The 15,948-nt window shown below is 57.5% G+C and carries 16 protein-coding genes and 1 tRNA gene; 6 read left to right on the forward strand and 11 right to left on the reverse strand.

Features of this window, described 5'->3' with window-relative positions; translation table 11 throughout:
* Position 1: 1 nt before the first annotated feature.
* A complete protein-coding gene (locus TU81_RS02255) occupies positions 2 to 1,741 on the reverse strand; it encodes a dipeptidase (protein ID WP_048393102.1) in 1,740 nt (579 codons plus the stop codon).
* 285 nt (positions 1,742 to 2,026) lie between these two features.
* Positions 2,027 to 3,136 (reverse strand): CapA family protein, encoded by a 1,110-nt coding sequence (locus tag TU81_RS02260; RefSeq protein ID WP_048393104.1) that lies wholly within the window; start codon positions 3,134 to 3,136, stop codon positions 2,027 to 2,029.
* Between the two features lie 177 nt (positions 3,137 to 3,313).
* Here TU81_RS02260 and TU81_RS02265 point away from each other — a divergent pair.
* A tRNA-Gln gene (locus TU81_RS02265) sits at positions 3,314 to 3,388 on the forward strand.
* Positions 3,389 to 3,445: 57 nt separating this feature from the next.
* Positions 3,446 to 3,595: a hypothetical protein gene (locus TU81_RS30175; RefSeq protein ID WP_156877852.1), complete on the forward strand. Its 150-nt coding sequence runs from the start codon at positions 3,446 to 3,448 to the stop codon at positions 3,593 to 3,595.
* Here the strand turns inward: TU81_RS30175 and TU81_RS02270 are convergent.
* From TU81_RS02270 to TU81_RS02295, 6 genes are read right to left on the reverse strand one after another with little or no spacing between them, the layout of a single operon-like run.
* A complete protein-coding gene (locus tag TU81_RS02270) occupies positions 3,592 to 5,106 on the reverse strand; it encodes an ABC transporter substrate-binding protein (protein WP_048393106.1) in 1,515 nt (504 codons plus the stop codon). The two genes, TU81_RS30175 and TU81_RS02270, sit on opposite strands and share 4 nt — an antisense overlap.
* Positions 5,107 to 5,138: 32 nt before the next feature.
* A complete protein-coding gene (locus TU81_RS02275) occupies positions 5,139 to 6,110 on the reverse strand; it encodes an ABC transporter ATP-binding protein (protein WP_048393108.1) in 972 nt (323 codons plus the stop codon).
* On the reverse strand, positions 6,107 to 7,093 hold the full coding sequence (locus tag TU81_RS02280; protein ID WP_048393110.1) for an ABC transporter ATP-binding protein: 987 nt from the start codon (positions 7,091 to 7,093) through the stop codon (positions 6,107 to 6,109). Before TU81_RS02280 ends, TU81_RS02275 begins: the two co-directional genes overlap by 4 nt.
* Complete coding sequence (locus TU81_RS02285) at positions 7,090 to 7,944, reverse strand: ABC transporter permease (RefSeq protein WP_038983061.1); 855 nt, start codon at positions 7,942 to 7,944, stop codon at positions 7,090 to 7,092. The genes TU81_RS02280 and TU81_RS02285 overlap by 4 nt, the downstream gene beginning before the upstream one ends.
* Positions 7,941 to 8,888 carry an ABC transporter permease gene (locus tag TU81_RS02290; protein ID WP_038983062.1) on the reverse strand — a complete coding sequence of 316 codons (948 nt, stop codon included), beginning with the start codon at positions 8,886 to 8,888 and terminating at the stop codon, positions 7,941 to 7,943. Before TU81_RS02290 ends, TU81_RS02285 begins: the two co-directional genes overlap by 4 nt.
* Positions 8,889 to 8,891: 3 nt before the next feature.
* Positions 8,892 to 9,779, reverse strand: coding sequence for a proline iminopeptidase-family hydrolase (locus TU81_RS02295; protein ID WP_038983063.1), 888 nt, complete (start codon positions 9,777 to 9,779; stop codon positions 8,892 to 8,894).
* Between the two features lie 180 nt (positions 9,780 to 9,959).
* On the opposite strand from TU81_RS02295, the gene TU81_RS02300 reads away from it, so the two are divergent.
* A complete protein-coding gene (locus TU81_RS02300) occupies positions 9,960 to 10,718 on the forward strand; it encodes a LuxR family transcriptional regulator (RefSeq protein ID WP_038983064.1) in 759 nt (252 codons plus the stop codon).
* Between the two features lie 93 nt (positions 10,719 to 10,811).
* A complete protein-coding gene (locus TU81_RS02305; RefSeq protein WP_038983065.1) occupies positions 10,812 to 11,756 on the forward strand; it encodes a proline iminopeptidase-family hydrolase in 945 nt (314 codons plus the stop codon).
* Positions 11,757 to 11,950: 194 nt separating this feature from the next.
* Here TU81_RS02305 and TU81_RS02310 read toward each other — a convergent pair whose 3' ends face one another.
* Positions 11,951 to 12,670, reverse strand: a complete 720-nt coding sequence (locus TU81_RS02310) for an autoinducer binding domain-containing protein (RefSeq protein ID WP_048393640.1) — start codon at positions 12,668 to 12,670, stop codon at positions 11,951 to 11,953.
* A 471-nt stretch (positions 12,671 to 13,141) separates the two neighbouring features.
* Here TU81_RS02310 and TU81_RS02315 point away from each other — a divergent pair, with 471 nt between their 5' ends.
* Positions 13,142 to 13,330, forward strand: a complete 189-nt coding sequence (locus TU81_RS02315) for a hypothetical protein (protein WP_038983066.1) — start codon at positions 13,142 to 13,144, stop codon at positions 13,328 to 13,330.
* The gene (locus tag TU81_RS02320) at positions 13,327 to 14,025 is read left to right on the forward strand and encodes a lysophospholipid acyltransferase family protein (protein ID WP_053078270.1); all 699 of its coding nucleotides are present in this window, start codon (positions 13,327 to 13,329) and stop codon (positions 14,023 to 14,025) included. Before TU81_RS02315 ends, TU81_RS02320 begins: the two co-directional genes overlap by 4 nt.
* Positions 14,026 to 14,071: 46 nt before the next feature.
* On the opposite strand, the gene TU81_RS02325 is transcribed toward TU81_RS02320, so the two are convergent.
* Positions 14,072 to 14,407, reverse strand: a complete 336-nt coding sequence (locus tag TU81_RS02325) for a hypothetical protein (protein WP_048393113.1) — start codon at positions 14,405 to 14,407, stop codon at positions 14,072 to 14,074.
* 61 nt (positions 14,408 to 14,468) lie between these two features.
* On the reverse strand, positions 14,469 to 15,941 hold the full coding sequence (locus tag TU81_RS02330; protein ID WP_048393115.1) for a family 16 glycosylhydrolase: 1,473 nt from the start codon (positions 15,939 to 15,941) through the stop codon (positions 14,469 to 14,471).
* Positions 15,942 to 15,948: the final 7 nt, after the last annotated feature.

Raw genomic sequence — 15,948 nt, forward strand, 5'->3', positions numbered from 1 at the left:
ATCAGAGTTTCGGCAACTGCCCGATGCGCCCGAACATTTCGGTCACGATCTGCAGGTCCAGCAGGAACTGGTCGACAGTCTTGAACTCGTTGTCGTTGTGGCCGGTGTACTTGACCTCGGGCCTGGCCAGACCGAACTGCACGCCATTGGGCAGCTCATGGACCGAGGTGGCGCCGGCCGAGGTGCCGAACTTGTGTTCCATGCCAAGGTTTTCGCTGGCCACGGCCAGCAGGGCCTTGACCCATTCACCCTCGGGGTTGCGATGCATCGGCTCGGCGATCGAGTAGTCGAAACCCGCTGCAATGTGGGTCTTCTTGCTCCAGGCGCCAAGCTTGTCGGCGATTTCGGTCTTGAGCACTTCAGGGGATTTGCCCTTTGGCACGCGCAGGTTGACCGCGAGTTTGATGGCTTTTTCATCCATTCCGACATAGGTCAGGGATGCGGTCAGCGGTCCCATGAAGTCATCGGAAAAACCGACCCCCAATTTGCCTCCCAGGTAGTCCAGTCCCCAGTTTTCGGCGGCGTAGCGGGCGGCGTCGGTAATGTGGTTGTGTTTGAGCGCAACCTTCCCGTCGAGGCTGTTGATGAAGTCCAGCATCCTTGCCACCGGGTTGACGCCTGACTCGGGTTCGGAGGAGTGGGCGGAAACGCCGGTGACCGTCAGCTGGACGTCCTTGCCGACGACCTTGGCGACCACCTCGAAGTCGCCGCCATTGCGCTTGGCATAATCGCTACCTGCCTTCTGCAGGCTGGCGGCCAATTCGGCGGGCTTGGCAGTCACCAGAGTGGCGACCGAAGTCGACGGAATCTGGTTGGTTGCCAGGCCGCCGGTCATTGCGGTGATTTCGGCGCCTTTGCCCTCTGCGGCGCGCCGAGGGAAACTGGCCATGACGGTGCCGTAGCCTTTCTCGGCAATCACCACCGGATAGCCGCCATCCAGCGCCAGGTTGTAGTTGGGTGTCGGGTTGTGTTCGAAGTAATAGGGGATGGCGTCGCCCGTGGTTTCTTCGGTGGTGTCCACCAGCAGTTTGAAATTCCTGGCCAGCGGCAGCTTCTCTTCCTTGATGATTTTCATGGCGTAGAGCGCCACCACGATGCCGTTCTTGTCATCCTCGGTGCCCCGGCCATACATGCGGTCGCCGACCAGGGTGACCTTGAACGGATCGAGTCGGGTGCCGTCTTTCAGGACCCAGTTCTCTGGGGTTACGGGCACCACATCGGCATGCGCGTGAATACCTACGACTTCATCGCCGTTGCCTGCGAGGGAAATCTCATAGACGCGGTTGTCGATGTTGCGAAAGTTCAGGTTGAAGGCCTGGGCAAGGCCCTTGAGCTTGTCGGCGATCTTGATGAATTCGGGATTATCGTGCTGTTCAACGCCGTCCACGCGGAAGGTCGGGATTGCCACCAGCTCGCGCAGGGTCTCGGTGGCCGCATTGCCGTATTTCACCCGTGCATAGAGGCCAAGCAGGCGATGGATTTCGTTCTGTTGTTCAGGGGTAAGGGTCTTGTTGCTCTGGAAGGCACTGATTGCCGGGCCGAGATCGCTGGTTTTGGCAAGGTCGCTCTTGGCCAAGCGACTCAGGAACTGCCTGAAATCGGTTACTGATGCGTCACTGAAAGTCTTGAGGATGGTCGCGCTCTGTTGCGCAGTGATGTTGGCGTGCGCTGACGTGGTGAACGACGAAAGGCTGGCCAGCATCAGGGTTGTCGCGGCCAGGTGCTTGAGTGATAAATCCATTGTTGAGGCATTCCTTTGCAGGCAGTTTGTGAGAAATATCTGGTCGATGAGTCAGAAACTTTCCCAAACTAACACCACGAGGGAGTGGTACGGGAGTCCCGGAAGTGGAATCTGTCGCACAAAAATGCAAAAGCGACGCAGAAATGAAAAAAAACGGGAAGCGAGCAAAGCGCTTTTTGTAGGAGCCAGGCTTGCCGGCGAAGGCGTCCTTAAGAGCGCTTTCGCCGGCAAGCCTGGCTCCTACAAAAAAAGGCATTGGGAAACTTTCATGTGTTCAGAGGCACCTCAACGCAACTCGAAGGCATTTTTTGCACCCGGCTGGATGCTGCTGCCCAAGCGTGCGCACTCGCGGGAAAGGGTGTCGTGCAGCCATTGACGGTCATCACCTTCGGCGCGACAGATGCGAAAGCGACAGAGGCGGGTGGGGATCAACTCCAGCGACTGCAGGTGCCCGCTCGGGTCCAGCGAGGCAAAGTACAGCAGCCCCAGGTCGCCGCGAAAGGCTGTGTGGCCCTCGATGCCTTCGTAATCGTTCAGCAGATCACCGCAGCCATAAAGAATCAGATGTTCGCGATACACCTCAATGCCCTTGATGTGGTGCGAGGAATGCCCATGCACCACGTCAACTCCGGCCTCGTCGATCAAGGCATGGGCGAACCGGACCTGCTCGCGCGGGATATCGAACCCCCAGTTGCCGCCCCAATGAATGGAAGCGACCACCAGATCCCCCGGTTTTTTGCTTTCGAGAATCCGTTTGGCCACAGGGCGCAGGCTTTGCATAGTCAGATCTTCCAGCCGCGCCACGCCCGTTCGCTTATCCGTGGCGGCCCAGTCCGGCGGTATGCCACTGTCGGGTGCGCCGAGGCCAAACACCAGCAAGCGCCGTCCGCCAGACTGCGGCAGCACGGCAGGCGCTTCGGCAGATTGTCGGTTGTGCCCGGCGCCGGCGCTGCACATGCCGTTGCTCGACAAGGTCTCCAGCGTATCGGCCAGGCCGGCTGCTCCCCAGTCCAGCACATGGTTGTTGGCCAGCACGCAGCAGTCGATGCCGGCTGCACTGATGGCCGGGAAGTTCTCCGGGGTCATGCGGTAATTGATGCCCTTTTGCTCCGGTCGTCCACGGCGGGACACCGCAGTTTCCAGATTGATGATGCGTGCATGTGGCTGGCGAAGTTCAAGCTCATCTAGCGCAGCGCCCCACACATAGGTGAAATCGACGGGGAGGGGGATCGGGCCATTGAGTCTTTCTGCCAGCCGGACGTAAACGCCGGCATTCTTGACGTAGTCTTCGTAAAGCCGCGGATCGCCAGGATGTGGCAGTACGGAGTCGATGCCGCGGGCGGTCATGACATCGCCGGCGAGAAACAGCTTCAGTGTGTCGGTAACAGCTGCCATGGCACCCTCCAGGATCAGGAGTAAGCATCTGTTTTAAAACAAATATATTTTTGTGTTGGCCTTCCCAGACGAAGCGAAAGTTGATAAATTCCCGCCCGTTCTTGCAGCGGCCCTTACAGGGCTTGTCCACAAGGACAAATCAGAAAGAGAGTGCCGAGCACTCGCCGCAACAGATACAGGGGCGTCGCCAAGCGGTAAGGCAGCAGGTTTTGATCCTGCCATGCGTTGGTTCGAATCCAGCCGCCCCTGCCATTTTCCTTATACTCATCCAAGTATGGCCTCCGCCGGCAGGTATTGCGGGAGTCCCGGATGATTGTCTTTACAGAAAACGCCAACGCCGATCCGGTCCGGCGTTTTTTTATGCCAAAAAAAATGGACCTCTTTTCAGAGGTCCATTTTTTTTCTGGATCAGTCTGGGTTGCGCTGGAGCTGCTTGCTTCAGCACAACTTATTCCTTAGTTCTTCACCGTTTCCTCAAGAGAGAAACGCCCCAGTGGATTCTGCTGGAAGTGCTCGATGTTCTTGCGCGAAATATTGATGTACGGACTGTAGTAGAGGTCGATCCAGTTGACGTCCTGTTTGGCGACCTTCTGTAAGTCGACGTACATCTGTTCACGCTTGGCCGGCTCCGCTTCCACTCGGGCAGCCGACACCAGATTCTTGACCTTGTCGTTCTTGTAGCGGGTCATGTAGTTCATGTTGGTGTCGTGGCCCAGAACGAAGGTGGTCTTCTGGTCCGGGTCAAGGATGTCGTTGGTCCAGTACATCACAGACAGGTCGTAGTCACCGTCCACCAGCATCTGCCAGCTCTGGGTGGGGTCGACCTTTTGCAGGGTGGCGGTCACACCGACGGCCGCCAGTTGCTGCTGAACCAGCACGGCAATCTGCTCATCGGCTTCGTTGCCGGCGTTGACGACATAGTTCAGCTTCATGCCCGCTGCGCCGGCATCGCTGAGCATCTGCTTGGCCTTGGTTGGGTCGAATGGACGCTTCAAGTTGTCGGCGTAGTGGTAAAGCGAGCCCTTGGGGATGTAGGAGTAAGCCTCCTGGCCATGGCCGAAGGTGACGGTATCGACCACCGATTTTTTGTTGATGGCCATGTCCAGTGCCTGACGCACTTCAGGCTTGCTCAGTAGCCCGTGCTCATGGTTGATCAGCAGGTGATCTTCCCGAGTGGAAGGGTCGGAGTGGATGGTCAGGTTGGGGTCCTTGCGCAGTGCATCGACTCGCGAAAATGGTACGAAGATCGCGGAGTCCAGTTCGCCTGCCTGCACCTTGAGCATCCGGGTATTGTCGTCCGGAATGGAAATCCACTCCACGCCATCCAGGCTGACCTTGTCGGCCTGCCAGAAATGCGGGTTCTTCTCCAGCTTCACGCGGTCGCCGCGCAGCCACTCCTTGACAAAAAATGCCCCTGAGACCACAGGCTCCTGAGCATAGGCATCTTCGCCCATACGGGTCATGGCCTTCTGCGAGAGAACCGACACGGTCGGCGAGGCCAATTGCGAGAGGAACGGTACCGACGGGGTGGTCAGGGTGACGACTAGGGTACGCGGATCGGTCGCTTTTGCCGTGTCGATCAGTTTGTAGGCATCGCTCCACAGCGAGGCCTTGTTATCGCGAGTGCGCAACAGACTGAATGCCGCATCATCGGCCGTGATTGGCGAGCCGTCGGAGAATTTCGCCGCGCGCATTTTGAAGGTGTAGGTCAGGCCATCGTCGGAGACTTTCCAGCTTTCAGCCAGGCCGGGTTCCATTTTGCTGCCGGCCTTGTCGACCCGGATCAGTGTGTCGTAGACATTGGAAAACACCCAGGTATCGCGGTTTTGCGCGCTCTTGATCGGGTCGAACGTGGTGCTTTCTTCACGGCAACCGATGGTGAGTACGCCGGCCGCTTGTGCAATGCCGCTGGCAAGGGTGCAAGCGGTCAATGTGGCTGCGGCGAGCAATTTCAAATGCCTGGATCGCATGGTCAAACTCCTTCTTGATGAGTACGTTGTTTTTAAAGCAGAGGCTCCTCGAGTACGCAGTCGTAACGGCGAGCGTCGAGTTGACGGGTAGGGGGCGCCACCTGGCTACAGGTCGGACGAACGTAGCGACAGCGCGGGTGAAAAGCGCAGCCGGATGGCAGCTGCAAAGGGCTGGGCGGTTCACCGGGCAAAGGGTCGGTGGGTAGCGCCCGGGCCGGATCGATTTCCGGAATCGACTGGATCAGTGCGGCGGTATAAGGATGTCGCGGGGAGCGAAATACTTCCTCCACGGGGCCTTCTTCGACGATCTTGCCCAGGTACATCACCGCCACCCGATCACAGAGCCGGCGAACGATCGCCAGATCATGGGCAATGAACACAATCGCCAGGTTCATGCGCTGGCGCAGCTCCAGCAGCAGGTTGATGATCTGCCCCTGGATGGACACATCCAGCGCGGCCACGCATTCATCGGCGACGATCAGGCGCGGCTCCACGGCCAGCGCACGGGCGATCCCGACACGCTGGCATTGGCCGCCACTCAAGGCGTGCGGCTTGCGCGAGGCTAATTCGGGGCGCAGACCAACCAGAGTCAGCAGTTCATCAACTCGGGCGGCAATCAGTGGCTCCGGCACTTTGCGCTGTACCCGGAGCACTTCTGCCAGAGTCTGGCCGATGCTCAGGCGTGGGTTGAGAGCGGCGTAAGGGTCTTGAAAAACCATCGCCGTCTCATGACGCAGCCGCTCTATGTCGACCTTCCCGGCGTGGGCCATGTCGACGCCATCGAACAGCACCTGCCCGGCGTAAATCTCGTTGAGGTGCAGGATCGCCCGTCCCAAGCTGCTTTTGCCGCTACCCGACTCGCCGACCAGCCCGAGCGTTTCTCCGGCCGAAAGGGTCAGCGAAACGCCGTTGACCGCTGTCAGCCATTGCCGGTTCATGCCCAGAAAACCAGTGCCCGGAGCGGCGAAGCGCACCTGCAGATCCTTGACCTTGAGCAGGGTCATGAGCGGTCTCCGACGGCCAAGGGGTAATGGCAAGCGATGCGGTGTCCATGGCTGACGGGCTGCAAACTGGGCATCAGTGATGTGCATCGGTTGCCGATTTGCTGGCAGCGCGGATTGAAGCGACACCCTTGGGGCAGGGCATCGAGCAGGGGCGGTTGCCCGGCGATGGTTTTGAGCAATGCGTGACCGTGACTGGTGGCCGGCTGACAGTCGATCAATCCAGCGGTGTAAGGGTGGCGCGGATACGCCAGCACCTCGTGTTTGTTGCCGTGCTCGCACAAGCGTCCGGCGTACATCACGGCAATCGAGTCGCAGGTCTGGGCAACCACCCCCAGGTCATGGGTGATCAAGATGATCGACAGGCCACGCTGGTCACGAAGATCGAGCAGCAGGCGCAGGATTTGCGCTTGCACCGTAACGTCGAGGGCGGTGGTCGGTTCGTCGGCGATCAGCACGTTCGGGTTGCACCCCAGTGCCACGGCGATCATCGCGCGCTGACGCATGCCGCCGGAAAATTCGTGAGGGTAACTGTCGACTCGTTGCTGCGGATCGGGAATACCCACTTGCCGAAGTACGTCGATGGCCTGGGCGCGGGCTTCGCGTTTGCTGGCGCCTTGGTGCAGACGAATACCTTCGCCAATCTGCTCGCCGATGCGCATCAACGGGTCGAGATGGCTGCTGGGGTTCTGGAAAATCATACCCAGCTGACGTCCACGCATGCGACGCATGCCAGCCTCGTCCAGGTGCAACAGATTTTCCCCGGCCAACTGCACGCTTGTGCCTTCGACTCGCAGGTTTGGCGACGGCAGCAGACGCATCAAACCCCGACAAGCCATGGTCTTGCCGGAGCCGCTTTCGCCCACCAGTCCGAGCACTTCACCCTCGGCCAGGTCAAAGGACAAGCGATCCACCAGGGTCACTTCGTGCTCACCCTTACGGGCGATGACACTGAGCTCCTCGACCTTCAGCACGGGCGCACTCATGAGCGTTTACCCAAGTGTTCGGCAACAGCGTCAGCCAGCAGGCTGAAGCCCATGGCCAGGGTGACGATCGCCAATCCCGGGAAGGTGCAGATCCACCACGCGGAAGTGATGAAGCTCTGGCCCTCGGCGACCATCGTGCCCCACTCGGCGGTCGGTGGTTGAACCCCGAGGCCGAGGTAACTGACCGCCGCGCCGTTGAGCAGTACCAGCACCGCATCGGACATGGAAAACACGATCGAGCCGAACATCGCGTTCGGCAGCAGGTGCCGAAACAGGATGCGCCCATGACCGAAGCCGAGGCTTTTGGCGGCCAGGGCGAAATCGCTTTCCTTGAGTATCAGGATCTGCGAGCGGATCAACCGTGCGTAGGACACCCAGCCCACCAGGGCCATGGCGATATAAAAACTCATCAGGCCGGGGCCGAGGATTGCCATGATCGCCAGCATCAACACCAGGAACGGGAAGGCCAGGATGATATCGATCAGGCGCATGCAAAACGTGTCGAAACGCCCGCCGATATAGCCAGACAAGGCCCCGACGCAGGTGCCGATCAGAAACGGAAAAATCACCCCGATCACCGCCAACTGCAAGTCGATGCGGGCTGACCAGATCACTCGAGACAAGACGTCGCGGCCAAAATTGTCGGTGCCGAACGGGTGGGCCAGATGCGGCGCCAGCAAACGAATATCAGTGTTCTGGGCGATTGGATCAAAGGGCGCGATCCAGGGCGCGAAGATCGCCAGCACCAGCCAGCCGAGCAGGATTGCCAGGCCCAATCCCATTGCCAATCGAGGGTTGCGCAAACCCAGGCGCAGGTTCAGTCGGGGAATCGTCGTTGCCTGACTGCTCATCGGATTTTCACGCGTGGATCGATGGCTACCGTGATCACATCTGCGAGGAAGTTTACCGCCACGGTGGCGCAGGCCAGCACCATTGCCACGCCCTGGACCACCATGTAGTCACGGGTGAAGATGCCCCGGACCAATAACTGGCCGATCCCGGGAATGGCGAACAGACTCTCGATGACCACTGTGCCGCTGATCAGCCAGCCGATGTTCACCGCCAGCAGGTTGACGGCGGGTACGAGCGAGTTGGGCAGTACATGGCGACGAAACACCGCGTCTTCAGACAGACCGCGAGCCCGAGCCGCCGTGACATGGTCGGCTTGCAGCTCCATTAGCATGCTTGCCCGCAGATTGCGTACCAACACCGCCGATAACGCCAGGGCAATGGTCAGGCAGGGCAGGACCATATGGTGCAGTTTGTCCAGCCAGGAGCGGCCGTAGCCGGAAACCGGGAACCAGCCCAGTTGCACACTGAATAGCAGGATCAACATGATCCCCAGCCAGAACGCCGGCATGCCGAGGCCGGCGGTGGTGAACAGGCGGATCAGGTTGTCGCCCCAGCCGCCCTTGTTGCGGGCCGCAACGGTGGCCAGTGGCACCGCGATCAACATTGCCAGCAGCACACTGCCAAGCACCAGAAACAGCGTGGGTTCGATCCGCGTGCTGATCAACTTCAAGGCGTCGACCTTGTACAGCAATGACTGGCCGAGATCGCCGTTGAACAGGTTTTTCAGAAAGTAGAAATATTGCATCCACAGCGGCTGATCGAGGCCGAACTGAGCGCGAACCCTGAGCAGCCCCTCCGGCGTACTGCGCGAGCCGAGCAGGGCGCGCGCCGGGTCGCCGGGAATCGAGCGCACCAGCACAAACGTGATGAGACTGATGCCGAACAGCACCGGCAGCAGTTGCAGGGGCCGTGACAGGATGAAACGGTAACGCGACAGATTCATCGACTAACCTCGGTGCCGCTGGAGGAAATCCAGCAACACCGGAAAGTAGGCGTGAGGTTCTTCGTAGAAGGGCATATGGCTGCTGTTGGGGAACACATGCAGTGCAGCATCCTTGAGCGCCATTTTCATGCGCATGGCACAGGCCGGCGTCAGTTCGTCGTGCTGGCCGGTGGTAATCAATACCGGCATGGTGAAATCGGCCATTTCCTGCAGACGGTTCCAGTTTTTCAGGTTGCCGACGTAGAGAAACTCATTCGGCCCCTGCATGGTTGTGTACGGTCCCATGTTCCAGTCGCCCAGCGAGCGCGTGACCGGCGCCGGCCACTCGTCCAGGCGGCAGACATGGCGGTAGTTGAGAAGGGTGATCGCCGCTTGGTATTGAGGGTGATCGAGGGTGCCCATGGCTTCATGGCGCTGCATCATGGCCACGGTTTCGCTGCCCAGAGCGCCGCGCAGACGCTCCAGTTCCTGAGACAGATGCGGGATATCGCCTACCGTGTTTTCCAGAATCATCGTTTTGAGTGCGTGAGGGTGGTAAATGGCATATTCGATTGCCAGCCAGCCGCCCCAGGAGTGCCCCAACAAGTGCACCCGGCCCAGGTCGAGGGCCTGCCGGACGGTTTCCACCTCAGCGACATAACGGGTGATGTCCCAGAGGGATGGGTCTTCGGGTCTGTCAGACGCCCCGGTGCCGAGTTGGTCGAAGGCGACAACGCGCAACCCCTTGTCCTTGAGCCAGCCATGGGCGTCACGCAGATAATCGCAGGGAAGCCCCGGGCCTCCATTGAGGCACAGCAGGACCTCATCGCCCTCGCCAAAGCTGTAAACCACCAGATTGTGGCCGTCGACTTCAACGTTTATTTGTTGGTCCGGTTCGATTTCACGCCACATCGCACTCTCCCTTTATGATGCTGGCCGGTTCGCACGCTGACCAAATCACTCAACCCTACTGAGTAAGTCATGCGTCCAAAAGCTAGTATTTCTTATAGGTTTTGTCTGGCAGTCCCTCGCCGAGGCGTGGCATTCTACGTGCTGAATTTCAGGATTGAAATTAATTAGGGAGCGCAATGGATGCAGGCCAAGCTATCAGACCTCAATCCCCGTCTGTTGTCGGGCAAGAGCCTGGATGAGCAGATGGACAACGCCATGCTATTGGCCGAGGAGCTTGGCTTTGATGCCTTGGTGTACGACTACAGCCCGGTGCCGCTGGACCATGAAGGCAAGTTGATCACACCCGCGGTGCTCAAACTGCGCAACACGCCAGCTGATTGGCATGCGCGTTGGTGTACAGAGGGTTACTACCAGATCGACCCTGTCCAGCAGGTAGCACTCAATTGTGTTTCACCCTTTGTCTGGTCTTACAAACCCGGGACTGACACCTTGCTGGAGCCGGTCATCAGTCAGCGCCATGCGCCGGTGGTGAATTATCTGGAGGACGCGCAGATGACCTGTGGTGTGTCGGTCCCGATTCATCTGCCCAGAGGCGGCTTTGCCTCCTTGACCGGGTTGCGTACCGGCAACAGCAGTGTCCTGTGCGATGCCCGGCGGACCCTGGCGGATTTCAGCCTGATTTCCCATGCCTTGCAGGAAGCGGCCTATCCGTTGCTTGGCAAGGAGGCTCACACGCCTCCCATTCACCTGACCAAACGTGAACGCGAGTGCCTGAAATGGGCGGCTGAGGGCCTGACCGCCGGCGAGATTGCCAGCCAATTGAATCGCTCATTGGCCACCATCAGCCTCCATCTGACCTCGGCCATGCATAAACTCGGGGCCAAGAATCGGGTCCAGGCCGTGGTTCGGGCAACCCACTATCGATTGCTCGATAGCTGAAATAGGGCAGAAACCTATTTGTTTCTCTAGTTATTTCGAGGATCTGATCCCGGTATCGTGTGCCGTACGGTTTTTCAGGGGCGGCATGAAGAAATGGAATCTATCGGAATACGTGAAGGCTTCGCACCTTTTGGTCCTTATCAGACCTGGTACCGCGTCACGGGTCACTTCGACGGTAAGAACACGCCGCTGGTGATTCTGCATGGCGGCCCGGGCTGCACGCATGATTACGTCGACGCTTTCAAGGACATCGCCGCGAGTGGCTATCCAGTGGTTCATTACGATCAACTGGGTAACGGTCGCTCGACTCACCTACCGGAAAAAGACGCCTCGTTCTGGAATGTAGCGCTGTTTCTCGATGAACTGGACAACCTGCTGGATCATCTGGAAATCAGCGACAATTACGCGCTGCTGGGGCAATCCTGGGGCGGCATGCTCGCCAGTGAACACGCCGTACGGCAACCTGCGGGGCTACGGGCCTTGATCGCCGCCAATTCCCCTTCGGATATGCGCGTCTGGGTTGAGGAAGCCAACCGTTTACGTCAATTGTTGCCTGCCGGCGTACATGAAACATTGCTTGAACACGAACGGGCAGGGGATTTTCAAGCGGTCGCCTATCAGCAAGCGTCGAGGGTTTTTTACGACAACCATGTGTGTCGCGTCCTTCCCTGGCCGGACGAAGTCGCGCGTACGTTTGCCCAGGTCGATGCCGACCCCACCGTTTACCATGCCATGAGCGGGCCGACGGAGTTTCATGTGATAGGCAGCCTGAAAAACTGGACCATTGTCGACCGCTTGCGGCACATCAACGTGCCGACGCTGGTGATCTCCGGTCGCTACGACGAAGCAACACCGACGGTGGTCAGACCTTATCTGGAGCAGATCCCGAACGTGCGTTGGGCGTTGTTCCAGAACTCCAGCCACATGCCCCATGTCGAGGAGCGGGTCGCCTGCATGGGGACGGTAGTGAGGTTCCTGGATGAGTGTTTGCACGGGACGATGGTTGGCGATCGCAAGCTTGAAGAGCTGACGCCCTGACCTGTGTCCTTCCTGCTGCTGAGGCGGCCTCATGGGCCAGCTTCAGCCTGTGCCATATGCGGCACCGCAGGTATCGACTACAACGTGGAATTCGGCAACGCCGATGTCACCTCGTTGACGTATCCCTGCGCTATGGTTTATTTCCCGCTGCCTTCCAGCACGACAGTTCTTGTAGGTGCCGCAGAGGCCCTGGCTTAGAGCAGCAAACCCATCAAGGATGCTTTGACCGCTGCTTCGGCTTTATTCGAGGCTTGGAGTTTGCGCATGGAGTTGACCAAATGAAATTTCACGGTTCGCGTGTCGATATTCAGAATAATGCTGATTTCGACATAAGTTTTTCCCATGGCCGTCCATTTCAGGGTTTCTTTTTCGCGTGCGGTCAATGGCTTGTACTTTTCAGGTGTGGATTTTTCGGCAAAAAAACGCGTCATGGACTCATGCACTAACTGAGTCAACCAAATTAATTTAGTCTCTTTGCTCTCCAACTCTGCCGTGGAAATATATTCAGCGGAGCGGGAAACAGAGAGCAAGCCAATAGTGTTGTATTCGCGTTGCGAAGAAAGGCACCAACCATGATTGAGGTTGTAATGTCGCGCTTCTTCCCAGAACTCCAGTTTTTGACTTTGCTCTTCCGCGGACCAGCGCATGGGAATGGAGCGTGTCAGCCCGTGTTCAACGGTCGGGTCCTGAGAAAAATAATCGTCGGCTACATATTTTTTCTCCCAGGCACCAGGGTAGTTTGACCGTAGAAAATATTGTGGGGGGGCTGGGGCTAACGGTGAGTGGGTTTTTAATCCATAGGAACAGAACTCGAAACCCAAGTTGGAAGTTATTTTAATCAGTTCATTGAATAATTCATTTTCAGAAGTACAGCCAGAAATCAACTCTATGAAATATTCGCGCCAGTCATTCACCAATATTACCTTCCGTGGTCAGCGCTCTTAGTGAGAAGAGCGGGGGGCTTATCATACAGGATCGAAGCGCTGCAGGAAGGATGGCCTGAGTTGTAATTTCTTGAATACAATGGCAGCACCTCGCCAGGTAGGGTCCGTAGCACAGATGAATGCCTCGCAAGGGGGGCGGAGTGTCAAGCTTGTGAAAAAAAGGTTAGTTATTTCATATGTTTTTTTGGTACGGAGGTACTAGAGAATCAGGGTTTGGAGTGTCTGAAATTTTTTACGTTCGATATAAAGATGTCACCATTTTCAACTCGCCGGAGAGGACAAATTAATCATCATTGAGCGATCAGTGCTGCTCGTCATGGGATGTCGCTTTAATTAACCTGCCCATTCGGGCAGCTACTAACATAGGTCTCGGTTTGTTGTACTGGCGGACTGAATCTGATCCTCGGGGCGAGGCTCGATATTCTGGATCGGGCAAAGGCTTTGAGTCTGTCTCTGGTGGGGGCCTATCAATTGGCCGAACTGGCGAATGGCGTCCTGGCCCACGGTTTTGGATTGATGGTGTGTGTTGATGATGAAGGCTTTTATGGTGTCGCGCTGATCGAACGTACTGATGTTCGGGGCGGTCTTTTCAGTGGCTCAAGTGATTTAGGCAAGGTGGATAAGTTATGATTTTTTTTGTGCGGTGGCTGTTGGTGTTGCTGTTCATTGTTCTGAGTTTTCCCTTTTTATGCTTGTTCATGTTAGTCAATCCTTTAAAGAACAAAAACCTGCATGTGGCCTGCCGGTCATACACAGTGATCAATAAAATATTCTCGGTTCGCGTCGCTGTCAGTGGATTCGACACCATCTCCACCGCCCAACCGTATATCTATGTGGCAAACCACCAGTGTAATTATGATGTTCTGATTGTTGCTGAGGCGCTTAAACCAGGTACGGTTATTGTCGGTAAAAAATCACTTAAGTGGTTGCCTCTGGTCGGGCAATTGTATTGGCTGACGGGCAGCCTGTTCATTGACAGGAACAGCCCTCGGGCGTCGATCCAGAGTCTGCGCAAGATCTCCAAGAGCGTTGTTGCTGACAATACTTCCCTCTGGATCTTTCCTGAAGGCACCCGAAACAAAGGCGGGGATATGTTGCCTTTCAAGTCGGGAGCCTTCCGGGTTGCCAAGGACATGGGGGTGGGTATCGTTCCAGTAACGATCAGTCCTGCTGTTGGGGACGTGGCTTACAACTCATTGCGCTCTACTGAAGTCAGTATCGTAGCCCATCAGCCCATCGAGGCGGATGTGGTCGCGAGCATGACTACCAAAGAGCTGGCGAGTTACACGCGTGAGATTATCAACAAGGGGCTTCCGATTATTTAGAAAAAAAAAGGACCTCTGAAAAGAGGTCCATTTTTGTGTCAACGAACTATCTGTCTGTGGCGTCCCCGCAATAGCCTCTGAAAGCCGTCGTCATCCCTATCCAAACCGACGACTCATGCAGTGGGGGCTCCGCTGCGGGGAAATGAATAGAATATTCAACCATGATTAATCGCAAGTGTTCGATAGCTTCCAGGTATTTAAGATCGGCCTGTCGTCTTTTCTTCTGATATTGCGTGAACTGTTCGACGTCCATGTTGGGCTGGTCGAGAAGATCAAGGGCGGTGTGGCTCAAGTGATAGGCTTCGCTGAACAGTTGTTTGTTACGTTCAAGCGCCAGGTTTAGGCAGGCTATCGCTTGATCGGAAGTCATCGTACCGTTCATTGCTGCGACCTCTTTTATGAGTGTGTTCCCGGTTTTTGGGTAGTGCAGTGCAGGAGTCAGGCTATTTGCCGCGACGCCACACCTTGAGGTAGTCCACGCTGAAGGTGGAGGGCAGGTCGGCGTCGTCGACAACACCGAACCACTTCCACATGGCCTCGCTGTCAAAGACGATCTCCATCGGGAAAAACCAGTGGGTGTTCTTTGCCTCGCGTACCAGGACGCCGTCTACGTACCAGCGCAACGTGTCGGGCTGCCAGTCAAAACCGTAGACATGGAAGTCGCTGGCCAGCCGCCAAGGGCTGATCCAGTTGCTGCCATCGCTCAAATGCTCGGTGCTGTGCGGCGTGGCCCAAACGTGGGCGTTCATGTTGTACATGCGGTCGAAGGAGGCGTTTTTGGTTTTGCCACCGATTTCGAAGATGTCGATTTCCGTGGCGTTATCGGCAAGCCCCGTCCACGCGAGCCAGAAGGCGCTGGAACCTGCCGAGTCCATCGGTTTGGCCCGGGCTTCGTAGTAACCGTAAAAACTGCGCTCGATCGTACGGACCATCGCCGAGCTATAGCCTTCATAGCCGAGTCGTACGTACTTTTGCGGCAAGGTGTCCTTGCGAAATACGATGTTCAGATGGCCATCGCTCAAGTAGGCATTGTCCGGCTTGAACAGCGCCGGCTTACGCCCGAGCGATTCAGTGCCTTTAGCATTGTTGACGTGCCAGCGACTGGCATCAAGGGTCGCACCATCGAAGTCGTCGCAGAATCGTGGGTCCAGCCTCCATTGGCCGACATTGCCCTGATCGGACAGCGGCAGTTGGGCGTTGATCTGTTTCGGTGTTGTGCCCAGAGGGCCGACACGGGTCCAGGTATTGGCAGCCTTGGGCATGGCGACAGACCACTTGTTCGCCAGATACTGAAACACGCGCTGCCGTTCCTCGAGCGAGGCCAGGCGGCGGTCGTACACCAGTACTTCGGCGATGTCGCCGCGCAGGTCTTCGGTGCTGCCGACTACGTTGCGCCCCACCGCGTAGGGGCCGATGGGCACGTCGTTGAGTTCCAGAAAAAACAGGGTCGGCTCATAGGCGGTGGGCTGATGCACGCTGATCGCGAAATTCGGTGCCACGTTGTCGTTATCGGCGATTTGCGGGCGCGAGCTGAACAGCCGTTGCCAGGTCTCACCGCTGCTTTGTTCAGTCAGTCTGCGTGACACGACCAACACAGTAACGGGGCCTTTTGCAGCGCGAATCGTCTTGCCGAGGAACGCCGAAGCGCCACTGAAACGCACCACGGAATGACCATTCATGGCGTTCTCCACGCGCAGCGGCAGCGCGGTGCTTGCTGCATCGTCTACGGTAACGTCGTTGGACTTGCCGGACTTGTCGTGCCAGCGCAAGAGACGACCGTGGGCATCGAGGGTCATTTTCGAGGCGTCGGCGGCGTCGAGCCACAGCACCAAACCATCGGCAAGCGGCTGCGGGGACGCTCCAGGTGCGTGGCAAACAACCGCTGCCAGGACAATCAGCAGAACATACCTGGACATGGGCCTT

The organism is Pseudomonas lini (genome assembly GCF_001042905.1).
In the GTDB taxonomy this organism is placed as follows: Bacteria; Pseudomonadota; Gammaproteobacteria; order Pseudomonadales; family Pseudomonadaceae; genus Aquipseudomonas; species Aquipseudomonas lini.